This window comes from Synechococcus sp. 8F6 (genome assembly GCF_002252665.1).
Lineage (GTDB): Bacteria > Cyanobacteriota > Cyanobacteriia > PCC-6307 > Cyanobiaceae > Cyanobium_A.
In genome coordinates this window covers 14,145-33,759 of sequence record NZ_NQKZ01000015.1, presented here as the reverse complement: position 1 = coordinate 33,759, position 19,615 = coordinate 14,145, and the positions used below count along the sequence as shown (strand labels likewise).

Annotated in this window: 29 protein-coding genes and 1 tRNA gene; 13 read left to right on the top strand and 17 right to left on the bottom strand. The window is 67.0% G+C overall.

From position 1 onward, the window contains the following. Nucleotides 1-48: 48 nt before the first annotated feature. Nucleotides 49-984, bottom strand: coding sequence for a metal ABC transporter substrate-binding protein (locus CJZ78_RS10730; RefSeq protein ID WP_158217071.1), 936 nt, complete (start codon nucleotides 982-984; stop codon nucleotides 49-51). A gap of 207 nt (nucleotides 985-1,191) precedes the next feature. Here CJZ78_RS10730 and CJZ78_RS10725 point away from each other — a divergent pair, with 207 nt between their 5' ends. After that, nucleotides 1,192-1,875 (top strand): metal ABC transporter ATP-binding protein, encoded by a 684-nt coding sequence (locus CJZ78_RS10725; RefSeq protein WP_233128698.1) that lies wholly within the window; start codon nucleotides 1,192-1,194, stop codon nucleotides 1,873-1,875. 32 nt (nucleotides 1,876-1,907) lie between these two features. On the opposite strand, the gene CJZ78_RS10720 is transcribed toward CJZ78_RS10725, so the two are convergent. After that, complete coding sequence (locus CJZ78_RS10720; RefSeq protein WP_094561315.1) at nucleotides 1,908-2,309, bottom strand: Fur family transcriptional regulator; 402 nt, start codon at nucleotides 2,307-2,309, stop codon at nucleotides 1,908-1,910. 34 nt (nucleotides 2,310-2,343) lie between these two features. On the opposite strand from CJZ78_RS10720, the gene CJZ78_RS10715 reads away from it, so the two are divergent. Beyond that, on the top strand, nucleotides 2,344-3,156 hold the full coding sequence (locus CJZ78_RS10715; RefSeq protein WP_094561314.1) for a metal ABC transporter permease: 813 nt from the start codon (nucleotides 2,344-2,346) through the stop codon (nucleotides 3,154-3,156). Here CJZ78_RS10715 and CJZ78_RS10710 read toward each other — a convergent pair. From CJZ78_RS10710 to CJZ78_RS10695, 4 genes are all read right to left on the bottom strand, one after another. Next, on the bottom strand, nucleotides 3,142-4,473 hold the full coding sequence (locus CJZ78_RS10710) for a hypothetical protein (protein WP_094561313.1): 1,332 nt from the start codon (nucleotides 4,471-4,473) through the stop codon (nucleotides 3,142-3,144). The two genes, CJZ78_RS10715 and CJZ78_RS10710, sit on opposite strands and share 15 nt — an antisense overlap. Continuing rightward, nucleotides 4,470-5,150 (bottom strand): TIGR03943 family protein, encoded by a 681-nt coding sequence (locus CJZ78_RS10705; RefSeq protein ID WP_094561312.1) that lies wholly within the window; start codon nucleotides 5,148-5,150, stop codon nucleotides 4,470-4,472. The genes CJZ78_RS10710 and CJZ78_RS10705 overlap by 4 nt, the downstream gene beginning before the upstream one ends. Further along, entirely contained in the window at nucleotides 5,150-6,106 is a 957-nt protein-coding gene (locus CJZ78_RS10700) for a permease (protein WP_094561311.1), read from the bottom strand. Before CJZ78_RS10700 ends, CJZ78_RS10705 begins: the two co-directional genes overlap by 1 nt. Nucleotides 6,107-6,170: 64 nt before the next feature. Then, a complete protein-coding gene (locus tag CJZ78_RS10695) occupies nucleotides 6,171-6,644 on the bottom strand; it encodes a 6-carboxytetrahydropterin synthase (RefSeq protein ID WP_094561310.1) in 474 nt (157 codons plus the stop codon). A 38-nt stretch (nucleotides 6,645-6,682) separates the two neighbouring features. Here CJZ78_RS10695 and hisIE point away from each other — a divergent pair, with 38 nt between their 5' ends. Then, nucleotides 6,683-7,390, top strand: a complete 708-nt coding sequence (hisIE, locus tag CJZ78_RS10690; protein WP_094561309.1) for a bifunctional phosphoribosyl-AMP cyclohydrolase/phosphoribosyl-ATP diphosphatase HisIE — start codon at nucleotides 6,683-6,685, stop codon at nucleotides 7,388-7,390. Between the two features lie 8 nt (nucleotides 7,391-7,398). On the opposite strand, the gene CJZ78_RS10685 is transcribed toward hisIE, so the two are convergent. From CJZ78_RS10685 to CJZ78_RS10675, 3 genes are all read right to left on the bottom strand, one after another. After that, nucleotides 7,399-8,157: a phycobilisome rod-core linker polypeptide gene (locus CJZ78_RS10685; RefSeq protein WP_094561308.1), complete on the bottom strand. Its 759-nt coding sequence runs from the start codon at nucleotides 8,155-8,157 to the stop codon at nucleotides 7,399-7,401. Between the two features lie 126 nt (nucleotides 8,158-8,283). Further along, nucleotides 8,284-9,039: a peptidase gene (locus CJZ78_RS10680; protein WP_233128696.1), complete on the bottom strand. Its 756-nt coding sequence runs from the start codon at nucleotides 9,037-9,039 to the stop codon at nucleotides 8,284-8,286. Continuing rightward, nucleotides 9,039-9,530, bottom strand: coding sequence for a DUF2214 family protein (locus CJZ78_RS10675; protein WP_094561307.1), 492 nt, complete (start codon nucleotides 9,528-9,530; stop codon nucleotides 9,039-9,041). The genes CJZ78_RS10680 and CJZ78_RS10675 overlap by 1 nt, the downstream gene beginning before the upstream one ends. Nucleotides 9,531-9,759: 229 nt before the next feature. Between CJZ78_RS10675 and CJZ78_RS10670 the strand changes: the two genes are divergently transcribed. The 5 genes from CJZ78_RS10670 to CJZ78_RS10650 are packed head-to-tail and all read left to right on the top strand — an operon-like array spanning nucleotide 9,760 to nucleotide 12,247. Next, nucleotides 9,760-10,683 carry a sigma-70 family RNA polymerase sigma factor gene (locus tag CJZ78_RS10670; RefSeq protein WP_094561306.1) on the top strand — a complete coding sequence of 308 codons (924 nt, stop codon included), beginning with the start codon at nucleotides 9,760-9,762 and terminating at the stop codon, nucleotides 10,681-10,683. A gap of 45 nt (nucleotides 10,684-10,728) precedes the next feature. Further along, on the top strand, nucleotides 10,729-11,109 hold the full coding sequence (locus CJZ78_RS10665; RefSeq protein ID WP_233128694.1) for a YkvA family protein: 381 nt from the start codon (nucleotides 10,729-10,731) through the stop codon (nucleotides 11,107-11,109). A gap of 5 nt (nucleotides 11,110-11,114) precedes the next feature. Beyond that, complete coding sequence (locus CJZ78_RS10660; RefSeq protein WP_094561304.1) at nucleotides 11,115-11,441, top strand: hypothetical protein; 327 nt, start codon at nucleotides 11,115-11,117, stop codon at nucleotides 11,439-11,441. Nucleotides 11,442-11,482: 41 nt separating this feature from the next. Further along, nucleotides 11,483-11,743: a hypothetical protein gene (locus CJZ78_RS10655; protein ID WP_233128692.1), complete on the top strand. Its 261-nt coding sequence runs from the start codon at nucleotides 11,483-11,485 to the stop codon at nucleotides 11,741-11,743. A 12-nt stretch (nucleotides 11,744-11,755) separates the two neighbouring features. Next, complete coding sequence (locus tag CJZ78_RS10650; RefSeq protein WP_094561303.1) at nucleotides 11,756-12,247, top strand: phosphate-starvation-inducible PsiE family protein; 492 nt, start codon at nucleotides 11,756-11,758, stop codon at nucleotides 12,245-12,247. Here CJZ78_RS10650 and CJZ78_RS10645 read toward each other — a convergent pair. Together CJZ78_RS10645 and CJZ78_RS10640 are read right to left on the bottom strand one after the other, a co-directional pair. Beyond that, nucleotides 12,183-12,713 (bottom strand): Nif11 domain/cupin domain-containing protein, encoded by a 531-nt coding sequence (locus tag CJZ78_RS10645; RefSeq protein ID WP_094561302.1) that lies wholly within the window; start codon nucleotides 12,711-12,713, stop codon nucleotides 12,183-12,185. The genes CJZ78_RS10650 and CJZ78_RS10645 overlap by 65 nt on opposite strands. Further along, nucleotides 12,706-13,260 (bottom strand): hypothetical protein, encoded by a 555-nt coding sequence (locus CJZ78_RS10640; protein ID WP_094561301.1) that lies wholly within the window; start codon nucleotides 13,258-13,260, stop codon nucleotides 12,706-12,708. Before CJZ78_RS10640 ends, CJZ78_RS10645 begins: the two co-directional genes overlap by 8 nt. A gap of 176 nt (nucleotides 13,261-13,436) precedes the next feature. Here CJZ78_RS10640 and CJZ78_RS10635 point away from each other — a divergent pair, with 176 nt between their 5' ends. After that, the gene (locus tag CJZ78_RS10635) at nucleotides 13,437-13,802 is read left to right on the top strand and encodes an AbrB family transcriptional regulator (RefSeq protein WP_094561300.1); all 366 of its coding nucleotides are present in this window, start codon (nucleotides 13,437-13,439) and stop codon (nucleotides 13,800-13,802) included. Between the two features lie 124 nt (nucleotides 13,803-13,926). Then, entirely contained in the window at nucleotides 13,927-14,316 is a 390-nt protein-coding gene (locus CJZ78_RS10630) for a c-type cytochrome (protein ID WP_094561299.1), read from the top strand. Nucleotides 14,317-14,323: 7 nt separating this feature from the next. On the opposite strand, the gene CJZ78_RS10625 is transcribed toward CJZ78_RS10630, so the two are convergent. Next, nucleotides 14,324-14,590, bottom strand: coding sequence for a YciI family protein (locus tag CJZ78_RS10625; protein WP_094561298.1), 267 nt, complete (start codon nucleotides 14,588-14,590; stop codon nucleotides 14,324-14,326). Between the two features lie 76 nt (nucleotides 14,591-14,666). Here CJZ78_RS10625 and CJZ78_RS10620 point away from each other — a divergent pair, with 76 nt between their 5' ends. Beyond that, nucleotides 14,667-14,966: a hypothetical protein gene (locus CJZ78_RS10620; protein ID WP_094561297.1), complete on the top strand. Its 300-nt coding sequence runs from the start codon at nucleotides 14,667-14,669 to the stop codon at nucleotides 14,964-14,966. Between the two features lie 37 nt (nucleotides 14,967-15,003). Here CJZ78_RS10620 and CJZ78_RS10615 read toward each other — a convergent pair whose 3' ends face one another. From CJZ78_RS10615 to CJZ78_RS10595, 5 genes are read right to left on the bottom strand one after another with little or no spacing between them, the layout of a single operon-like run. Beyond that, nucleotides 15,004-15,759 carry a class I SAM-dependent methyltransferase gene (locus CJZ78_RS10615; protein WP_094561296.1) on the bottom strand — a complete coding sequence of 252 codons (756 nt, stop codon included), beginning with the start codon at nucleotides 15,757-15,759 and terminating at the stop codon, nucleotides 15,004-15,006. Next, a complete protein-coding gene (locus CJZ78_RS10610) occupies nucleotides 15,759-16,343 on the bottom strand; it encodes a DUF938 domain-containing protein (RefSeq protein WP_094561295.1) in 585 nt (194 codons plus the stop codon). Before CJZ78_RS10610 ends, CJZ78_RS10615 begins: the two co-directional genes overlap by 1 nt. Nucleotides 16,344-16,354: 11 nt before the next feature. Next, entirely contained in the window at nucleotides 16,355-17,185 is an 831-nt protein-coding gene (trpA, locus tag CJZ78_RS10605; protein WP_198953882.1) for a tryptophan synthase subunit alpha, read from the bottom strand. 29 nt (nucleotides 17,186-17,214) lie between these two features. Then, nucleotides 17,215-17,556 (bottom strand): DUF3007 family protein, encoded by a 342-nt coding sequence (locus tag CJZ78_RS10600; protein ID WP_094561293.1) that lies wholly within the window; start codon nucleotides 17,554-17,556, stop codon nucleotides 17,215-17,217. Between the two features lie 4 nt (nucleotides 17,557-17,560). Further along, complete coding sequence (locus CJZ78_RS10595; protein ID WP_094561292.1) at nucleotides 17,561-17,812, bottom strand: NAD(P)H-quinone oxidoreductase subunit L; 252 nt, start codon at nucleotides 17,810-17,812, stop codon at nucleotides 17,561-17,563. A gap of 41 nt (nucleotides 17,813-17,853) precedes the next feature. Between CJZ78_RS10595 and CJZ78_RS10590 the strand changes: the two genes are divergently transcribed. Next, nucleotides 17,854-17,937, top strand: a tRNA-Leu gene (locus tag CJZ78_RS10590). 542 nt (nucleotides 17,938-18,479) lie between these two features. Next, nucleotides 18,480-19,547 carry a calcium/sodium antiporter gene (locus CJZ78_RS10585; RefSeq protein ID WP_094561291.1) on the top strand — a complete coding sequence of 356 codons (1,068 nt, stop codon included), beginning with the start codon at nucleotides 18,480-18,482 and terminating at the stop codon, nucleotides 19,545-19,547. Nucleotides 19,548-19,615 lie beyond the last annotated feature (68 nt).

The following is a 19,615-nucleotide window of genomic DNA, read 5'->3' as shown; positions in this document are numbered from 1 at the left end:
GCCCGAGGATGATAACGATTCTCATTCCTGCCTGATTCCGGCCTTGCTTCAGCGAATCGCCTGCCAGCTTTCGATCAGAGCCTCTTGGCTGGCTCGGTCGCAGCGACCTCCGAGGCCATTCACGATCAGGCAGGTGTTGGCGCTGAGGGTGGCCACCAGGCTGGTGGCGGAGCCATCGCCTGCCAGAGCCAGGCCGTCGGCCACCAAGGGCTCGGCCAATAGGGGAACGCCGCTGAGGGCGCTGATGCGTTGCAGCGCTTTGCTGGGCGGCAGTTGTTCGCTGAACAGCATCGGAACCTGCTCCTGTTTGAGCTGCTTCACCACGGCCTGGAAGGCCTGGGGCCGGAGGTTGTCGCTGCTGCTCATCGAGTCGACCAGGGGCAGCTCCTGGAGCCCGTAGGCCCGCCCCAGGCTGGCGAAGGCGCGGTGCCCGCTGGCCTGGGGCCGGGGGGCGGGGATTGTGTCCAGCTGCTGGCGGTTCCAGCGGTCGAGCTGGCCGAGCACGGCCGTCATCGCCCGTGCCCGGGCGGCGATGCGGGGGCGGGCCGCAGGTTTGAGCTGCTCGAGCTGCTGGGCCACCAGCTGCACCATGGCGCTGGCCTGGCTGGGGTCGTGCCACACATGGGGATCCCGATCGCCGTGATCGTGCCCTCCTTCCTCATGGTGGTCGCCGTGGCTGTCCTGCAGCGCTTTGAGCTCGGGGCTCCCCGGGACGGCCCGCTCGGCCACCGCCACCGCCTTGCTCTGGCCGGCTAAGGAGGGGGTGAGGCCATACCCATTGATCAGCACCAGCTGGGCCTGGCTGAGTTCGCGGCTCTGCTGTGGTGTCAGTCGGAACTGGTGGGGGTCGTCACTCGGTTGCAGCAGGCAGCTCACCCGCAGGTCGTCTGCGGCCAGGCGCTGGGTGATGTCACAGAGCACGCCATCGCCGGCAATCACTTCGGCAGGCGGAGGGGCTCCGCAGCCGGCAAGGGCGAGGGCCATGTCAGCTCCAGCCCCAGCCGCTGTTGCCCCCGCCAAAGCTGGGCGTGCAGTGCGTGGATGCACGGGCGCTTCTTGAGGCTTGATCGGCATGACGTGGCAGCGCTGACCGGCCGCAACAGCAAACTTGAACGTAATGGTTCTCAGTGCGGCCGGGTCGGGGCGTCTCGTTAGCGTTGGGGACCCTGTGGCGATTCGGTGTCCCTAGAGGTGAGCCAGCTGCAGGTGCGCCGCGGCGGCGAGCTGGCCCTCGATGGGGTGAGCTTTGCCCTCGAGCGCGGCACCCTCACGGCCCTGGTGGGCCCCAATGGAGCCGGTAAGAGCACCCTGCTGCAGGCCCTGGAGGGGCAACTGCCGATCGCGGCCGGCACCATTCGGCTGGACGGAGCGGCTCTGACGCCCGCCCTGGTGCGGCAGCAGTTGGCCCTGATGCCCCAGCGCGGCGAAATCGCCTGGCATTTCCCGATCACCGTGCGCGAGCTGGTGGCCCTGGGGCGGATGGCGGCCCAGCGGCCCGGCTGTTGCGATGTGGAGGCGGCCCTGCAGCGGGTGGGCCTGGCGGGCTTGGCAGGCCGGCGCCTGGATCAGCTATCGGGTGGCCAGCAGCAGCGGGCTCTGCTGGCCCGCACGCTGGTGCAGCCAGCCCGGGTGCTGTTGCTCGATGAGCCCTGCGCCGCCATCGATCCCCCCTCCCGCACGGAGCTGCTGAAGGTGATGGGGCAGCTGCGCGATGCCGGCCTCACCCTGCTGGTGAGCAGTCACGACTGGGGCCTCGACCTCGACGCCTACGACCGGGTGCTGGTGCTCGATCGCGGCCTGCTCGCCGACGGCACCCCCCAGCAGGTGCGCCATGCCCTGGGCGATCTGCAGGTGGGCAACCACTGCTGCGGCTGAGCCACCCAGCTGCGGTTAGGCCAGTGCTGCGGCTAGGCGCTCTGGCGTTCCTGGCAGGCGCGGCAGAGCCCAAAGAATTCCAGGGTATGGAACAGCAGCTGGAAGCCGGCGGCCTGCTCGCCCTTCAGCGACACGTTGTGCATGGGGCACTGCTCCAACACCACGCTGGTGCCGCAATCGACGCAGGTGAGGTGGTGCTCATCGCGCTCGGTGGGTGCGAACAGGGCCTCGCCGCTGGGCAGGTGGCGACAGCGAATCAGGCCCCGCTGCTGCAACTGGCGCAGGTGCCGGTACACCGTCGCCAGGCCCATCGGTTGGGGACCCTGGCGCAGCAGGGCGTGCAGGTCCTGGCCGGAGAGCTCCCGGCTGGCCTGGCGCAATGCGGTCAACAAGAGCTGCTGGCGGTCGCTTGGGGCGGCAACCTGGGTGGACATGGCCGGACAGGCTGCGGCGGAGTGCGCTGATCCTATGGAGACTCTCTGGTGGCTGCTGCCTCTGTTGCTGGCCCTGGTGATCGGCGCCCTCTGTCCCCTGGCCGGCACCCTGCTGTTGGTGCAGCGGCGGCTGTTTCTGGCCAACCTCGTGTCCCACGCGGTGCTGCCGGGCCTGGCCCTGGCGGTGGCCCTGCGGCTCGATCCCGGCCTGGGCGGGGTGATCAGCGGCGTGACCGGCGCCCTGTTGGCGGAGCGCCTGAGCCGCCGGGATCGCCCGGGCCAGGCCGGCGATGAGGCCGTGCTCAACACGGTGCTGGCTGGCTTTCTGGGGCTGGGGGTGCTGTTGATTCCCCTGTTGCACATCCGGGTGGATCTGGAGGCGGTGCTGTTCGGCGACCTGCTGGCGGCCGGGCCGATCGATCTGCTGCGCAGCCTGCTGGCCCTGGCCGCGGTGCTCCTGCTTCTGGCCTGGCGCTACCACCACTACGTGTATCTCGGGGTCGATCCTCTCGGTGCCGCCAGCGCTGGCCTGCCGGTGCAGCGGCTGCGGCTGCTGCTCACCCTGGTGACCGCCTTCACGGTGGTGAGTGCCATGACGGCGGTGGGGGTGGTGCTCGTGATTGCCCTCATGGGCGCCCCGGCCCTGGTGGCCCTCGCTGGGGCCACCAGCCTGCGCCAGGCCCTGGGGCGCTCGGCCCTGGTGGGGTTGGTCCTCAGTGGCGCAGGATTTCTGTTGGCGATCCAGCCGGCGATCAACCTGCCGCCGGGCCCCCTGATCGGCGTGCTCTGCATGGGGCTGTTGCCGATCGCAGCCCTGCAGGCCCAGTGGCTTTCAGCCCGCGGGTAGCCACTGGGCCAGTCGAACCGGCTTAGCCTGCGGGCGCAGCTCCAGCGTGGTCGCCTCGATCAGCACGGGCTGGGCCGCCTCAGTGGCCCGGGCCCTGGAGCGCAGGGTGAGCAGCAGCTGTTGACTGCTGGGATCAAACAGCAACGGGGCACCGGGCTCCACCTCCCAGCCCGTCAGCGGGCGTTGCTGCAGCAGCTGGCCGCGGCGATCCAGGGCCAATAGCTGGGGGTGCGATCCCCGGGCCCAGTCGCTGACCACCAGCCACACCCGCTCGCCGCCCCGGTCGCAGGCACTGGCCAGCACGGCTTCCCCGCCGATCCAGAGTTGCCGCGGCGGCTGGCCGGGTTCCACCAGCTCCAAGGAGCGCCGGTAGTCGGGCCAGTGGCGCACCAGCAGGGCGCGGCCGCTCACGGGGCAGAAGCTGCTGAGTTCCCGGCTCCCCGGCAGCACCTGGCGCCGGCTGGGCTGCCCCGGCAGGTTGTGGAGGGTCAGTCCCTCCAGTTCGGGCACCACCAGCCCTCCCCCCTCCGGCAGCAGCTGCATGGGCCCGGTGGCGCTTTGGGGGATGGCAACCTCTCCCCCCTGCACGCGGCGCAGCACAGTGCTGCCTGGATCCAATGCTGCGGTGGCCGACTGCACCAGCAGATCGCCCCGCTGGTTGCTGCTCAGGTGGGCAAACAGCAGGGGGGCGCTGCTGAGCGGCTGGAGTTGGCCGGGCCGGGGTTCGGAGAGCGTCTGGGGTGCCCGCACCAGATTGCGTTGCTGCAGCGGCAGCAGCCACAGCTGATGGGAGCCCTGGTCGTTGCCGCTGAGCAGGGCCACCCCGGAGCCGTTGCCGAGCGGCATCACCTGGGCCAGCTGGGGCCACACCGGCGTCAGCGGCTGCCAGCTTCCATCGCGCCGTTGCAGCTGCAACTGCTCGCCGCCGGGCACCGGCACCACCGCCAGCAGCCGCGGCCGGGGGTCCCAGCGCCAGCGCTGCCGTGGCAGGGGCAGGTTGCGGCGGTCGACGCCGGCCAGCAGGAGCGTTAGGGGCCCGGGGATCGTTTGACCCGGCCGCAGCAGCAGGCGCAGGGGGTTGCCCTCCCCCAGCCAGCGCCAGGCCAGCGGTGGTTTGAGGGCACTGTCGCGCTCGAGGCTGGCGCGCAGCATCGGCCGGCTGAAGCGCAGATCCAGGGCCGCCGGCCCCGAACTGGCGCTGAAGGCTTGGAGCTCCAGCAGCCGGGGTGGGCGCCGCAGCAGCAGTTGTTGCTGCAGGGCTGCCAGGCCGAGCCCGCCCGCCAACAGCAGCAGCACCCGTTTCGTGGCCTGGTTCATGGCTCCAGCGGCCGGCGGGGCCGGGGGATCGGCCTGATCTGCTCGGCCACCACCACGCTGCGGGTTTGGCCGTTGTGCTCCTCCATCGCCATGGTTCCCTGCACCGCCAGCCATTGATCGGCCCTGGGCTTCTGGCCCGCCGGCCAGCGCATGGGCAGCCCCACCGGCGTGGCATCGGCCAGGCAGCAGCGCACGAGCAGCCGGGCCAGCTGGGGTTGGTCGTTGTCCTGGGGCCACACAAATCCGCTGATGCGCACCGGATCCCCCGCGTAGAGGCTGGGATCGGGCTGGCTGCGCAGCAGCCGCACCCAATCGGTGAGGGTGCGCTGGGCCGGCGGCAGCACGAAGCTCAGCTCCGCCTCCTCGCCCAGCTCGGCCGGGCGGTTGGCGGCCAGATCGCTGAAGGAGGGGTTGGGTGGGATCGCCAGCACCAGCAGGGCGACGGCGATGCTCAGCCCCAAGGCCAGCTGGGTGGCCCGCGGCGTGGACAGCCGCCGACCCGGACCCATGGCCAGGTCGCGGTCGGCCTTCAGCACCAACCCGGCGAACACCAGCAGGGCTACGCCGCTCAGGCCCACCAGCGGGTGGAAGACGCCGTTGAGCAGCAGATCCAGCCGCCCGCTGAGGGTGCTCCCCAGCAGCACCGCTCCCCACAGGGCCAGGGCGAGGGCGCGCATCACAGCAGCACCAGGTTGACCCACTGGCCCAGCACCAGCACGGCCACGGTGGCGGCCGCGGCGGTGATGGCGATGGCCCTGGGCTGGAGCAGCACCCGGAACAGGCCCAGCAGCTTCAGATCCACCACGGGCCCCAGCACCAGAAAGGCCAGCAGGGCCCCGGGGGTGATCTGGGCGGCAAAGCCCAGGGCCAGGAAGGCATCCACGCTGGAGCACACCGACACCACCACCGCCAGCAGCATCAGGCTCAGCACCGACAGGGTCGGGGCTCCCCCCACCGCCAGCAACCAGCTGCGGGGCAGCAGGGTCTGCACCGTGGCGGCGATGACGCAGCCCAGCACCAGCAGCGCCGCCAGATCCAGAAACTCGCGGCTGCCTTGCTGCAGCACCTCCTGCAGCGGCGGGCGGGTCGGCTTGGCCGGCAGCGGCGGCGGGCTTACGGCGCCCACCAGGCCGGTGCGACGCTCCAGCAGTCCCACCTCCGCCAGCGGTTGGCTCAGCCGCCGTTCCTCCAGCAGCACCGGATCGAGCAGGGCCGTTTCGGGCAGCAGCCGCAGCACGCTCGCCAGCAGCAGGGCCAGGAGCAGGGCACCGGCGGGCCGGGCTGCCAGCAGCCAGGGTTGGTTGGGGAAAGCGGCCCAGGTGCTGGCCAGCACGATCGGGTTCAGCACCGGAGCGGCGAATAGAAAGCCCAGGGCCGTGCCCAGGGGGGCACCGCCGGCGAGCAGCCGCCGCGCCACCGGCACGTTGCCGCACTCACAGGCCGGCAGGGCAAAACCCAGGGCGGCGCCAGTGAGCGGACCCAGCAGGGGATCGCGCGGCAGCTTGCGCAGCCAGGCGCCACCGGGGGCGAGCCAGCGGGCCAGGCTGGCGATGCCCACCCCGATCAGCAGAAACGGCAGGGCCTCAATCAGCAGCCCCTGAAAAATGGCCCAGGCGGTGGCCAGTCGCTCCAAGGTTGGCTTGGGGAAGGCCCGCTGACCCTGGCATAGATGCGGCGGATCTGCCTTGCCGGCCGGCTCAGCCGCCTGGAGTGGCCCCGAACCACTCCGGCACCGCCGTGTAGCAGGCGGCGTTTTTCTCGTTTTCGCGGCACTCCACCTTCCAGCAGCAGGTGCGTCCCCCATCCCGGGCCTGCAGCAAGGCGTTGGCCCAGCTCCACACCAGCTGGGCACTGGCTTCCATGCCCACGTTGTCCATCACCCGCAGGTCGAGGGCGCCCTGGTCGTGCAGGGCCTGCCACTGCTCCAGCAGTGGGTCGTCGGCATTCACCAGAAAGGTGTGGTCGAATTGCTCGGCCAGCTGGGCCTGCAGGGAGCTGAGGCTGGAGAAATCCACCACGAAGCCGTGGGCATCGAGGGCGGTGGCTTTAAACCAGCAGGTGAAGCTGCGGCTGTAGCCATGCACGAAGCGGCAGTGGCCCGGGTGGCGCCACTGGCGGTGGCAGCAGGGATACCCACTGAAGGTCTTCGAGCAGGTGAAGGCGGCGGTCATCCCCTGGGACAGCGAGTGGTGCGGGAGAATCGGGATCGATGGATTGGCAGCCCGTGAAGGCATCATTTCAGGCCCCGGATCCCGGATCCACAGCCGCACTGCTCGCGAGCCTGCAGTTCAACGAGGCCGGCCTGATCCCCGCCGTGGCCCAGGACTGGCTCGATGGTGCCGTGCTGATGGTGGCCTGGATGAACCGCGAGGCGATCGAGCGCACCCTGGCCAGCGGTGAGGTGCACTACTGGAGCCGCTCGCGGCAGGAGCTGTGGCACAAGGGCGCCACCAGCGGCCACTTTCAAAGCCTCAAAGGTCTGCGCTACGACTGCGACGCCGATGTGCTGCTGCTCACCATTGAGCAGCGCGGCGATGTGGCCTGCCACACCGGTGCCCGCAGCTGCTTCTACGACGACGGCCCCGCGCCCACAGCCGGAGGCCCAGCGGCTGCGCCGCCGCCGGCCGATGTGTGCACCGAGCTGATGCGTGTGATCGAGGGGCGCCGCGACCATCCCGAGCCCGGCAGCTACACCAACAAGCTCCTGGAGGGGGGCGACAACCGCATCCTTAAAAAGATCGGCGAGGAGAGCGCCGAATTCGTGATGGCCTGCAAGGACGCCAACGCCGCCGAGATCGCCGGTGAAGCGGCCGACATCGTCTTCCACCTGCAGGTGGCCCTGGCCCACCACGGCGTCAGTTGGCGCCAGGTGCAGCAGGTGTTGGCAGCCCGCCGCGGCGCCCCCCGGCGGGGCTGAGGACCGCCTTAGCCTGTGCTGAGCATGGCCGCAGCAATCCAGATCACCAGGCCGGTGAGCACGAAGCCTCCGGTAGCCACGGTGTATTGCCAGATAGCTTGAACCTTTGGTGTGGGCTGGCCTTCCAGCCAGGCTGGGCGGGCCCAGCCGCCGCCGTCTGTCCAGGGGTTTAATCCTCCGGTGGGTGCGCGCCTGGCCATCGCCTCACGCCAGTAGAAGTCGTAGCGGGGGGCTTGCTGGTTGAAGGGCATGGTGCCTACGGCCTGGCCGGGAAGTACCCGCGAGCGCTGAAAAGGCACCAGGCTGTCGCCGAAGTTGTCGCGGTATTCGTCGGAATTCAGTAAGGCGTCAACAAACTTGGGCAGCCCCTGCTCGGCGATCACGATCGACCAGGCGATCTCTTCGGCTTTTCCATGCACCTGGCGGCCGAGCACCCGGCCCACCACCTGCTCCACCACCCGGTAGTTGCTGTTGCACCGGTAGAAATCTCGCTGGAATTTCTCCGAGAGCAGCAGTTGGCGGATGAAGTCGCGGGTGCTGATCTGGCCGGAACGCAACTGGGATTCCAGCACCTCATCCCGATCCACCTTGAAGGCATGGAAAAAGATCTGGCGGTAGGCCTGCTCGATCAGTGCGTCGGTGGCGGCCCGATCTCGCTGCAAGCAAGTGGTGTCGCTCTGGCGCGGGGTCTCCTCACCGGGGGCCAGAAAGCTGCTCACCCGGGCGTTGTTGGTGAGCGGTTTGGTGGCTAAAATTGGCAAGGGCATCGGACAGGGATTGCTGTGAGCGCGAAACGTATGTGAGTCCGTGGCGCGCTTTCGCCCAATCGAGCCGAATCACAAACAACGTTACGCCGCGCAATAGAACGCAACCTGAGAGGTGATCCCCAGCGTTTAGCGCGAGGCATCAGGGGGCAGCGCTGTTCCTGGTGAGCTGCCCTTGAGCCCGGGTTGGGCCTGCAGCCAGCGCAAGGTCGCCCGGTCGCGGGGGCTGAGCTCCAGCACCGGCTGGCTGCCGGGGATGGCGGCGAGGGCATCGCCGGGCTGATCGCTGTGGCCCCAGAGCCCGAAGGCGTGGCCGAGCTCGTGCAGGGCCGTGGCTTGCATGGCCTGCACGCCCTGGCCGGGGCTGAGTTGCACGGTCACCTGGGGTTCGAGCTGCCATAGGCCGGCGAGTTGTCCCGGCGCGCCCCGTTGCACCTCTACCAGCGTCAAGGTGGCGCGGCCGTGACTGGCCCGCTGGTTCTGCACGCGCGGTCTGCGCCGGAGGAGCTGCACCTGGGCGCGGGCGGGGTCGGCCACCACCGTGATCGGCAGGATCTGCTGCCAGCTGGCTAGGGCCCCATCCACCGCCTGGCGCCAGCGGTTATCCCACAGGGCTGCCGGGCCCTCGCTGGCGCCGGGCTCGATCCAGACGCACCAATGGTTCAAGCGCGGCCAGCCCAGGGGTGTGGGCTTGATGAGGTGGCGGTAGTCGGCGGGGCTGGGGGGCGGCACAGCGGGTGGCATCGGCCGCGACTCAGTGAGGTCCACGGCACGTTGCGCCTGCAGCGGTGGGCAGGGATCGGGCAGCGCAGGGGCCGACCAGGCAGCGCGGACCAGGCCGCAGAGCAGCCCGGCCAGGAGTGGAAGGGCACGACGGCCCCCCATCAGGCGGCCGGGAGCCCCACACCGCGGGCCATCAGGGTGGCCAGTAGGGGCACGAGGGCAAAGCCCACCAGTTCGATGTTGAGGATCCAGCCCAGGCGATTCGCCAGGGCTTCGCTCACCTGGGGTAGTTCGCCCTTGCGCAGGGGAATGGCCCAGAGGATGTAGGTGATCGTGGGGTAGAGCGACAGCCCGCCCACGCTCAGATAGAGACCCACCTTCCACCAGAACAGCGGGTTTTGGGTATAGAACTCAGAACCCTGGCCGTAGTACAGGACCCGCAGGATGCCGCTACCCAGCAAGGCCAGGGCCGCCAGTCCGTACACCACATCGGTGATCACCATCAAGGTGGCGTCGGCTTTGCTGGGGCTGGGCTTGATCAGCCGCCGCTCCAACACCAGGGCGCCGAAGCAGAGCATGAAGCTCAGGTAGTGCACGTAGGCCACGCCCGCCCGGGAGAGCACATCAGGGGGGATCGCGGCAAAGCCGAACATGGGGTAGAGGCAATGGCCTGCAACCGTAACTGCCGGCTCTGCTCCCCTGCTGTGGCCCATGGGGCGTGATCGATGCAGCAGTCTTTGCTGGCATGGAGAAATCCGCAGCCTTTGTGAAAACCGCACAAGGCATGAAATTGGGAAGGAAGGTTGAAAGTTGGAAGCTTTTCTGCTGGTCGGTTTCTGGTTGCACATTGCCCTTAGGTTCAATTCACTGCATGCGTGAACCATGGCGAGCTCTTTGAGCGCCTTTCTCGGTGAGATCGGCCGGCATCAGTTGCTGACCCCGGAGCAGGAACTCACCTTGGGCCGAAAGGTGCAGGCGATGGCGGAGTTGCAGGAGCGCTGCCGCGACGCCGGAGGATCCGGCCCCGCCTGCGATTTCGACGAGTTGGAGCGCCGCACTCTCAAAACGGGCGAACGGGCTAAAAATCAGATGATCACGGCCAATCTGCGGCTGGTGGTCAACCTGGCCAAGCGCTATCAAAACAAGGGCCTGGATCTGTTGGATCTGATTCAGGAAGGCACCTTGGGCCTCACCCGAGCCGTGGAGAAATACGACCCCACCCGCGGCCACCGATTCAGCACCTACGCCTATTGGTGGATTCGTCAGGGGCTCAACCGTGCCCTATCCACCCAGAGCCGCACCATTCGCATTCCCGTGAATTTGAATGAAAAACTGACCAAATTGCGGGCGGCCAAAGCCCGCTATCTCCAGGCCAATGGCACGGCTCCCCGGCCGTCTCAACTGGCCCAGATCCTGCAGTTGCCCTTGGCCGAGGTGGAGGATCTGCTGGGCTGCGAGCTGCGCAGCATCACCGTCAGTCTGCAGGGGGTGGTGAAGTCGAAGTCGGACCCCTCCGAATTGGTGGACGTGTTGCCCAGCCCGGAGCTGCCGCCGATGGAGCGAGCCGAGCTGGCAGAGCGCACGGCTACGGTGTGGACCCTGCTGGATCGCGCCAACCTCACCCCCAAGGAGCGCACCGTGGTGATGCTGCGCTTCGGCCTCGATGGCAGCCATGAATGGCGCACCCTGGCTGAGGTGGCCCGCCAGCTGGAGTGCAGCCGTGAACATTGCCGTCAAGTGGTGCAGCGGGCGCTGCGCAAGTTGCGGACAACCGGCATCGACAGCGGTTTGGTGGAGGTTGTTTAGCCCCCGTTGGAGCGTTGAATGGAAGGGTTGGCTGCTGTGCTGCCCGTGACGGATTCCGTGAATGCCGCTTCCGTGGATCCCGCTTCTGTGGATGCTCAGGTGCTGGAAAGCACCGTGGTGGATGAGGCGGTGTTGCTCAAATTGCTGCGACGAGCCGGTCGCACCCTGGCCCGTCCAGCCCTGGAATGTCTGGAGCTGCTGCTCGATCCCCAAACGCCGGCCTCGGCCAAGCTCACGGTGTTGGCGGCCCTCACCTATCTGTTGGTGCCCCTCGATCTGATTCCCGACTTCATCCCCGCTGTGGGCTTCAGTGATGATCTGGTGGCGCTTACGGCCCTGCTTGGCCTCTGCACCCGCCACCGCACCGATGCCATTCGGTTGCGGGCCCAGCGCAGACTGGACCGTTGGTTCCCCCTGGATCGCTGACGGCGATGTCCACCCTCACCAGCAACGAGCTCGAGGATCTGCAGACCTTCCTCAAGGATTGGCTGCGGCACACGGGGCGCACCCAGGCGGATCTGCGGCGCGCCCTGCAGGCGGGCTCGATCCGGATGCCGGTGTTGCTGGAGGTGCTGCAGCGCACCTACAGCCGCGATGGGCTGCCGGGGCTGGCCGACCAGCTGTGCCGGGTGGAAGAGCTGTGGCAGAGCGAGGACGACGCCGGTGGGTCGGATGACGCTGGGCTGCCCGGGCTTGAGGCTTCCCTGGGCCAGTTGGATCTGCTGTTGCAGGAAATCCGTCAAGACCAACAACCTTGAGGTTTCCAGGTCAAAGTGGGGTGATGTCCTTTTTCCCCGCGATGCCGCGCACCACCGCTTTCTGGTCGTCCCTGGCGGCCTGCGGTTCGATCAGCCTGGCCTGCGGCCTTGGAGTGTCCCCTGCCTGGGCCCAGGTCGAGAGTTTCTTGGTAGGACCTGGCAGTTCCGTGGGGCCTTCCACCAAGGTGAAGCCCAAAAACTGCGTCACCGGCCCGGATGGATCGATCACCTGTGACACCCAACTGGAAAACTCACCCAGCGACACCCAGGCGCGTCCTATTTACGAGCAGTTCAAGAACTAGTTGCCTTCGGGGATGATCAAATTGCGCAGGCTGCTGCAGGACGCCAATTACCTCTACCTGATCGACCGCAGCGAGCAGCTCCTGGCCAAGGTTCTCGGGGTTGTGCTGCTGGTGGTGATGGTGGCCGGCACCATGCAGTTGATCGGTGTGGTGGCCCTGGCGGTTGTGCAGCCAGACACCCCTTGGCTCGGCGGCAAACTCAACACAGTGCTGGGGGATCTGCTCACCCTGTTGATCGCCCTGGAGGTGCTGCAGAACATCACCTCCTACCTGCGCCGCCACGTGGTGCAGATCGAGCTGGTGTTGCTCACCGCCATGACCGCCGTGGCACGGAAGGTGATCGTGCTGCCCCCCGGTGCCGAGAGCAAGCCCCAGCTGCTCGCTGGCCTCGGGTTGGCTGTGCTGGCTCTGGCTGGTGCCTTTTGGCTGGTGCGCAGCCTCAGCCTCCGCAAGCCTCCTTCCAGAACAGGGCCAGCCATACGGATCCGGGAGAAGGATCGGTAGCGGCCACCCGATGGCGTTGGTGGGCAGGAATCAGCAGGCTGTCGCCGCGGCAGAGCTCCCGCTGGTGTTCTTCGCCGTCGAACGCCAACCTGGCGCTGCCCTGGAGCAACACCACCCACTCGTGTTCGCTCTGGTCGTACCAGAAGCCCGGCGGGCTTGACGCCTGACAGGAATGGATGCGCTCCAGCCGCCAGGTGGGCTGCTCGACCAGCACGGTGATGGATTCTTCTCCCGCCGGCGGGCAGCCTGCGGCCAGCAGGTTGTCGCCCGCGGCAGCAGGGGGATCGGTTTCTCCCCAGCGCCGGCCGATTTCGAAGCCCCGGCTGCGGGCCAGGGCCACCACGGCGTGGTGATCGCTGCAATCTCTCAGCGCCTCGCGCAGGATCGGATCGGCCTCGCTGAGGGCCACAAAGGCATTCAGCTGGCGCACCTTGTCCAGAAATTGCTGCAGCTGGGCTTCAGCCACCGGGGGTCTTCACCGCGTTAGGTCCCGTCCAGCCGGGGGATGGGCTCAGGGTCTTGATCATCCGCCATCGCTGGAAGGACTCGCCAGCAAAAATCACAGTTTCCTCCGCATCGATGCACCAGCCGAGGCGCAGCAGCAACGGTTTCGACAATTGACTGGCTTCGGTGCGCCACTGGCGACAACCCTGTTGCCTGGCATAGAGCTCAAGGGCCCGCAGAATGGCGCTGCTGCGGCCTTGCCGGCAGGAGCGTGCGCGGCAGTACAGCAACGACAGTCGATCGACGGGATCGAGTAGTCCAAAGGCTTCAATGACTGCTGGGCTGGTCTGGCCGGTGGCCTGGCCGTGTTGGCCGACTTGGCTGCAACTGGCCAGGCCGTACCCACGCTGCAGCGCTTCTTTGATGGCGTTGCTGGTAGTCGCGTGGTTGGACCAGGCTGCAATCTGAACAGGGGTGTAGAGGCCTTGGGCCTGGCTGATCACCGCATCGCGATACACAGCAGTCACCTGATCAAGATCGCCCGGACGCAGCACACGCAGGCTCTCCATCCATCTCACCACCTCGGTGTGCTTTCTATCACTGCTCCCCGCTGCGCCATTGGAAGTGGGCTGAATCTTCTGGCGTTGATTTGAACGGTAAAGCTTGGCAGCTGCTGTTAATGCTGTACATTCTGGATGTAATCACCTTGGGAAGTCCCCTCCCATCCCACCCAACCCCTAAATCGATGCTCACTGGATCAGAACTGTTGGCCAAGGTCAAAGAGCTTGGCGATGTGGGCAAGTCGGAGATCGTCCGGGCTTGCGGGTATGTCTCTAGTAAGAAAGACGGCGGCGAGCGCCTCAATTTCACGGCCTTCTACGAGGCTCTGCTGGAAGCCAAGGGTGTTGAGCTTGGCGGCACTGGCAAGGTTGGCAAGGGCGGTCGCAAGCTCAGCTATGTGGCCACCGTCCAAGGCAACGGCAACCTGTTGATCGGTAAGGCCTACACGGCCCTTCTCGATCTCAAGCCCGGTGATGAATTTGAGATCAAGCTTGGTCGCAAACAAATTCGTCTGATCCCCGCCGGCGCCACCGACGAAGACGAAGAGTGAGCATTGGCTTCGGCCGATAGGCCTACTGCCAGATGTCTGAAGACAGTTCACCCCGGCTTACCCGGGGTTTTTTGTTGGGCTGGTCTTGCCGCCGTGGGCGCACACTGGGACCAGCAATGACGGAATGGACGTGGTGGAGCAGAGCGGGTGGGATGGCTCGGCTTTGTGGCGGACCGTGTTTCGGGCCGTGCTGCCGGCGCTGCTGGCGGCAATGCTGCTCATGGGGGCGACGCCGGCCCGGGCGAACCTTGCGGGCCCCGATGGGGGCCAGCTGTTTGCGAATCACTGCGCCGGTTGCCATGTGAACGGCGGCAACATCATTCGCCGCGGCAAAACCCTGCGGCTGGCCGCCCTGGAGCGCAATGGCATTCACGATGCCCAGCGGATTGCCGCCATCGCCGCCGTTGGGCTCGGACAGATGTCGGGCTATGGGGCCGTGCTCGGAGACGGCGGACCGGAGGCGGTGGCCGACTACGTGTGGCAGCAGGCCCAGTTGGACTGGCCGCGGGCTTGAAACCTGTTTAAAAGGCCTGAATCCAGGGGTACACCTTCACTTCGGTCCAGATGCCCTGGCGCCAGTAGATGTCACCTTTCACCAGGGTTTCCACCTGGTCCAGGCTGTCGGCTTCGTAGATGCCGAACACGTGGGTGCTGCCCTCGGTGGGGCCGAGGGTGATCAGGGTGCCGGCATCTTTAAGCTTTTGCAGCCCAGCTTTATGCTCTTCCCGGTAAGGGGTGCGCCTCTCGAGCGCGTTGTCGCAGTAGGTGCCCCAGAGCACGAAGCGCATGGTGGTGGTGATCGGTCGCGCCTGAGGCTACGGGTGCCACGCCACAGGTGTCTTGCAGTGGCGTTACGTTTGAGAAATGGCTTTCTGGATGTTCATGCGCCGCCGCTCCCTGGGCCTTGGTGTTGTGTTGATGGTCGCAGGCTTCGGTCTCGCTTCCGCTGGCGCCCTGGCTGGAGACAACATGATGGATCAGATGGTTCGCAAGTACTGCCTCAAGGCGGTCAACGATGAGGTGAAGGCATCCGGCAAGCCCGCTCCCGAAGGGATGCAGGATTTCACCTGCGATTGCGTGGTGCAGCAGATGAAGAAGCGTCAGTCGATTGACGTGGCTAAGACCACCTGCAAAAACCAGGCAGCGACCAAATACCACCTCTGACCGCCTCTGGTCGGATGGAGCGGGGGCTACCGGCTGCTCAGCCTGGTGATCCCCAGCGCCCCATGAACGGCCAGCGCACCGTCAGCGGTGCCGTGCCCGCGTCGGGCCAGAGGACGGCCAGCTCTGCCTGCAGGGCGGGCAGAGGATCGATCCCGGCTTCCCGGCTGCGCTGCACCGCCGACCAGGTGCCGATGTGGGCCATCAGCTCGCTCAGGGTCCAGTGGCGTTCGATCCAGAGTCCGGTCGGAAAGGGCCACTCCTCGCCGGGGAAGACGAGGCCGGCGTAGGACTGCTCCACCCATTTCCGCTCGGCCGGCCACCAGGGTGCCAGGGTGCTGTTGTGGAAGGCATCCAGTGGGGCCTGGAGCCGTGCCTCGGGCAACAGCAACGGCAGGTAGCCGATCCAGGCCATCACGGCTCCTGGTTTGCAGACACGCCGCACTTCCGAGTTGAAGGGCTCGCCGGCGAACCAGTGCACGGCCGCGGCCACCAGCACTCCATCGAGGCTGGCATCGCCCAGGCCGCTGGCGGTGGCATCGGCCTGCTGATAACGGATGCGGGGGTGGGGGCCGGCCGCCGCCAGCTGGGCGGCGCTGGCATCGGTGGCGATCACCCGGGCACCAGCCTCGGCAAGATCCACCGAGGCCTGGCCGCTGCCGCAGCCGCAATCCCACACCAGGGGATTGGCGGGGAGGCGGGCCAGGAAGGCGGCGTAGAAGGCTGCTGGGTAGGTGATCCGGTGGCGGGCATAGGCAGCGGCCACGGCGCCAAACCAGTTGCTGACGTCACTCATCACCGCTGCAGCACCAGGATCCGGTTGTTGGCGGGCATGGCCACATCGGCCAGGGCCGCGAGGCCGAGGCCCTGGGCCTGTTCCACCAGCTCCAGGGCGTCACGCACCCCCATGGCCGGATCGAGGCTGCGCAGGCGTTGGTCGAAGGCGGCATTGCTGGCGGCGGTGTGCACGCCCCCGTCGTGGAAGGGGCCGTAGAGCAGCAGCACCCCGCCTGGTCGCAGCACCCGGGCCGCGCCGGCCAGCAGTAGGGGCACGGCCGTCGCCGGCATGATGTGTGCGGTGTTGGCCGTGAACACCGCATCGAAGCTCTGGCGGGGCCACTGCCCTGCGTCCGTCACATCAAGGGCGATGGCAGGCGGCAGGCCTGGGCTCAGGGCCGCCAGCTGGGCCTGCAGAGCTGCCAGGTTGTCCTGGCGCTCACTGGCCTGCCAGGTGAGGCCGGCGATCTGCTGGCAGAAGAACGCGGCGTGTTGGCCGCTGCCCGAGCCGATTTCCAGCACCTGGGCACCGGCAGGGAGCCAGTCTTGGAGCACCGCCAGGATCGGGCCCTGGTTGCGTTCGCAGGCGGGGGAAAACAGCACGCGCTGGCCTGTCAGGCGTCGAGGCCCGCGCGCAGCTCCGCGCAGAAGCGCCCGGCCGCGGCGGCTACGTCGGCCTGCTGCCCGTGGGCTTCGGCCATCACCTTCACCAGGGCACTGCCCACGATGGCCCCATCGGCTCCCCAGTCGCGCACCTGGCGGGCTTGCTCGGAGCCGGAAATGCCAAAGCCCACGGCCACCGGCGTGTCGCCCTGGGCCTTGAGTTGGCCCACCAGGGTGCCCACCCGCGATTCCAGGTTGGTGCGCACGCCCGTCACGCCGGTGACGCTCACCAGATAGGTGAAGCCGCGGCTGGCGTGATGGATCCTGCCCAACCGTTCAGCAGGGGTGGTGGGGGCTACCAGCAGGACCAGATCCAGGCCCGCAGCGGCCGCGATCGCCGAGAGCTTCTCCGCTTCCTCCAGGGGCAGGTCGGGCACCACCAGCCCGGCGGCTCCCGCGGCGGCAGCAGCGGTGCAGAAGGCCTCCATGCCCCGGTTGAGCAGGGGATTGCTGTAGGTGAACAGCACAACCGGCACGGTGAGCTCACCCTTGAGGGAGCGGAGCATCTCCAGCACCCCGGCTGGGGTGGTGCCGGCCTTGAGGGCACGGCTGGCGGCGGCCTGGATCACCGGCCCGTCGGCCAGGGGGTCGCTGTAGGGGATGCCCAGCTCGACCAGGTCGGCACCGTGGGCCTGCAGCGCCAGCAGGCTGGCCCGGGTGCTGGTCAGATCAGGATCCCCCGCCATCAGAAAGGGCATCAGGGCGCAGCGGCCCTGTTGCCGCAGGGCCGTGAAACGCTGCTGAATTGGGGTGGGGGCGGCAGTCACAGCAGCAGCAGTCACGGCAGCGAAAGGGGCTTCGGCCTGTGAGCCTATGCCTCGCCCTGGGGGGCTTCCTCCAGTTGACCCGTTTCCCGCAGCAGGCGCTCCTGCTCTTCGGGGCTGAGGGCCTCAAACTTGCGTTGCAGCTCTTCGGTGGTGAAGGCGTCGTAGGCCTCGCGGTACTGCTGGCGTTGCTGGATGAACGTCATCTGACCGGTGACCACCCGAAACAGATAGCTGCCGGTCCAGGCGAGCACCAGCACCATCAATAGGGCTGAGGCGGCGATGCCAGCCGAGAAGCCCTCAAACCCGCCGAACTGAAACAGCACATAACCCAGGCCCCCCAGAACGAAGACCCCCAGGGCGAGAAGCAGGGCCTTGCCGTTGGTCATGGGTTCAAACCTCGCCCTGGCCTGCCATGCGCAGATTGATGAACGGGGCAAACAGGATCAGGCCTGGGAAAAACAGGAACACCAATCCGTAGACGCCGAGGCGCTCCAGCTTGCCCATCACGGTCCAGCGCTTGATCATCCAGGCGTAGAGCAGCAGAGGGACGGCCACCAGGTAGCTGCCGCCCAGCACGACGTAGGCCGCCAGCACCAGCAGCGTGTCCGGGGAGATGGAAGAGAGCAATCCGGGCAGCGACACAGCGGGACTGTGGAGTGAATTGAATTTAAGATGCCCAGGCCGGGGGCATGGCGGAATTGGTAGACGCAGCGGACTTAAAATCCGCAGACGGCAACGTTGTGGGGGTTCAAGTCCCCCTGCCCCCATATTCCTGCTGCTTGGGCTGGAATTCGGTCTAAGATCACGACATCCGGCAGAAGCCGGCGGGCTTCAGAGCCCGCGCAGGCCGGAACCAGCACCATTCATCCCCTGCGCTTCCTGGGGATTGCCGACCAAGACAGGCCCACGCGTCAGATTGTTCAGCCAGACCGCCTTGTGTGATTCCCTGCGGGGGATGGCGGTCTTCCGGTGCGAGATCCATATCCGTTCATTTCATTTGTGATGTTTTCTTCGATTTCCTTCTCAACTCGCTCCAAATCCAGTCGATCCAACCGGGTCAGCTACCCCAGCTGCCCCATCCACCAGCGTCCCCAGGGACGGCCCATGGCCCAGCCCCTGACTTGGGAAGAGCTGTTGGGTCAGCGCTAGGCCCCGAGAAGGCGCTCCCGTTGCAGATAAACGCGAATTAATTTTTCGTCCATCAGCCTCTGGCGTGCCAGGGGGCTAGGTCGGGCGTTTCGACGCCCGATCTTTTGGTGGTTGACCCTTCAGAATCACGCCACGTTGTTCCCCCGCTGGCCCTGGCGTGATGACCCTTGTGCCCAGTGCCATTGAGATCGTTGTGGGGATCCTGCTGCTGTTCGGCGGCGGCGAGCTGTTTGTGGGCGGGTCAACCGCTGTGGCCCTGTTGCTGGGCATCCCCCAGATCGTGATCGGCCTGACGGTGGTGTCGCTCGGCACCAGCGCACCGGAATTGTTCGTGAGCCTGATCTCCACGATCCAGGGCGGCGATGCGATCGCGGTGAGCAACGTGGTGGGCAGCAACATCTTCAACGTGTTGGTGGTGCTGGGCCTGAGTGCCCTGGTGGTGCCGCTGCGGGTTCAGAGCCGGCTGGTGAGGCGCGATGTGCCCCTCTTATTAGGGGTGTCGATGGCGGTGTGGGGGATGGCCTCCGGGGGACGGCTCACCTGGCAGGCCGGCCTAGCCCTGCTGGTGGTGCTGGTTATCAACCTGGTTTGGGAGATGCGCACCGCTGGAGAGCATCCCGATGAGGTAGACGACATCGACGACAGCGATCGCGCTACTCCTGCCGTGGCCGCTACCAAGCTGGCGGCCGGCCTGGTGCTGCTCGTGGTGGGATCCCAGGTGCTGGTGAAGGGAGCCACCACCGCTGCTGTTGCTCTGGGCGTTAGCCAGACGGTGATTGGTCTGACGATTGTGGCCACAGGCACCTCCATGCCCGAGCTGGTGACCTCCCTGGTGGCGGCTTACCGCGGCAAGGCCGATCTGGCGATCGGCAATGTGGTGGGCAGCAACTTGCTCAACCAGTTGTTGATCCTTGGTCTGTGTGGGGTCGCCTCTGGCGCCCAGGGACTGGAGGTGGATCCGGTGTTGGTTAGCCGCGATCTGCCGATAATGGTGCTCACCACCATGGCCTGTCTGCCGATCTTCTGGACCGACGGCGCGATCACCCGTCTTGAGGGGGCAATCTTGGTGGCCCTCTATGGCCTTTATCTGCTGGAGCAGGTGCTCTCCAACACGTTTACCTCGGCCCTGGATGAATTCCGCTTTGTGGCCCTGCTGATTGTGCTGCCCGTGGTGCTGGTGTTCCTGGTGTGGCAGACGTTGCGTTGGCGTCGGGATCGGCTTGCGTGAGGTGTTGGATCGGCAACCGCTTATAGGGTCTGCGATCGCTATTGCGCATTGTTCTGCCACACTTCACA

Excerpts from the sequence above, each read along its gene's own strand:
- CJZ78_RS10730 (WP_158217071.1), bottom strand. The coding sequence starts at position 984 with ATGGCCCTCGCCCTTGCCGGCTGCGGAGCCCCTCCGCCTGCCGAAGTG.
- CJZ78_RS10720 (WP_094561315.1), bottom strand. The coding sequence starts at position 2,309 with ATGTCCACCCAGGTTGCCGCCCCAAGCGACCGCCAGCAGCTCTTGTTG.
- CJZ78_RS10715 (WP_094561314.1), top strand. The coding sequence starts at position 2,344 with ATGGAGACTCTCTGGTGGCTGCTGCCTCTGTTGCTGGCCCTGGTGATC.
- CJZ78_RS10710 (WP_094561313.1), bottom strand. The coding sequence starts at position 4,473 with ATGAACCAGGCCACGAAACGGGTGCTGCTGCTGTTGGCGGGCGGGCTC.
- CJZ78_RS10705 (WP_094561312.1), bottom strand. The coding sequence starts at position 5,150 with ATGCGCGCCCTCGCCCTGGCCCTGTGGGGAGCGGTGCTGCTGGGGAGC.
- CJZ78_RS10695 (WP_094561310.1), bottom strand. The coding sequence starts at position 6,644 with ATGACCGCCGCCTTCACCTGCTCGAAGACCTTCAGTGGGTATCCCTGC.
- hisIE (WP_094561309.1), top strand. The coding sequence starts at position 6,683 with ATGGATTGGCAGCCCGTGAAGGCATCATTTCAGGCCCCGGATCCCGGA.
- CJZ78_RS10685 (WP_094561308.1), bottom strand. The coding sequence starts at position 8,157 with ATGCCCTTGCCAATTTTAGCCACCAAACCGCTCACCAACAACGCCCGG.
- CJZ78_RS10680 (WP_233128696.1), bottom strand. The coding sequence starts at position 9,039 with ATGGGGGGCCGTCGTGCCCTTCCACTCCTGGCCGGGCTGCTCTGCGGC.
- CJZ78_RS10675 (WP_094561307.1), bottom strand. The coding sequence starts at position 9,530 with ATGTTCGGCTTTGCCGCGATCCCCCCTGATGTGCTCTCCCGGGCGGGC.
- CJZ78_RS10670 (WP_094561306.1), top strand. The coding sequence starts at position 9,760 with ATGGCGAGCTCTTTGAGCGCCTTTCTCGGTGAGATCGGCCGGCATCAG.
- CJZ78_RS10660 (WP_094561304.1), top strand. The coding sequence starts at position 11,115 with ATGTCCACCCTCACCAGCAACGAGCTCGAGGATCTGCAGACCTTCCTC.
- CJZ78_RS10655 (WP_233128692.1), top strand. The coding sequence starts at position 11,483 with ATGCCGCGCACCACCGCTTTCTGGTCGTCCCTGGCGGCCTGCGGTTCG.
- CJZ78_RS10650 (WP_094561303.1), top strand. The coding sequence starts at position 11,756 with ATGATCAAATTGCGCAGGCTGCTGCAGGACGCCAATTACCTCTACCTG.
- CJZ78_RS10640 (WP_094561301.1), bottom strand. The coding sequence starts at position 13,260 with ATGGAGAGCCTGCGTGTGCTGCGTCCGGGCGATCTTGATCAGGTGACT.
- CJZ78_RS10635 (WP_094561300.1), top strand. The coding sequence starts at position 13,437 with ATGCTCACTGGATCAGAACTGTTGGCCAAGGTCAAAGAGCTTGGCGAT.
- CJZ78_RS10630 (WP_094561299.1), top strand. The coding sequence starts at position 13,927 with ATGGACGTGGTGGAGCAGAGCGGGTGGGATGGCTCGGCTTTGTGGCGG.
- CJZ78_RS10625 (WP_094561298.1), bottom strand. The coding sequence starts at position 14,590 with ATGCGCTTCGTGCTCTGGGGCACCTACTGCGACAACGCGCTCGAGAGG.
- CJZ78_RS10620 (WP_094561297.1), top strand. The coding sequence starts at position 14,667 with ATGGCTTTCTGGATGTTCATGCGCCGCCGCTCCCTGGGCCTTGGTGTT.
- CJZ78_RS10615 (WP_094561296.1), bottom strand. The coding sequence starts at position 15,759 with ATGAGTGACGTCAGCAACTGGTTTGGCGCCGTGGCCGCTGCCTATGCC.
- CJZ78_RS10600 (WP_094561293.1), bottom strand. The coding sequence starts at position 17,556 with ATGACCAACGGCAAGGCCCTGCTTCTCGCCCTGGGGGTCTTCGTTCTG.
- CJZ78_RS10585 (WP_094561291.1), top strand. The coding sequence starts at position 18,480 with ATGACCCTTGTGCCCAGTGCCATTGAGATCGTTGTGGGGATCCTGCTG.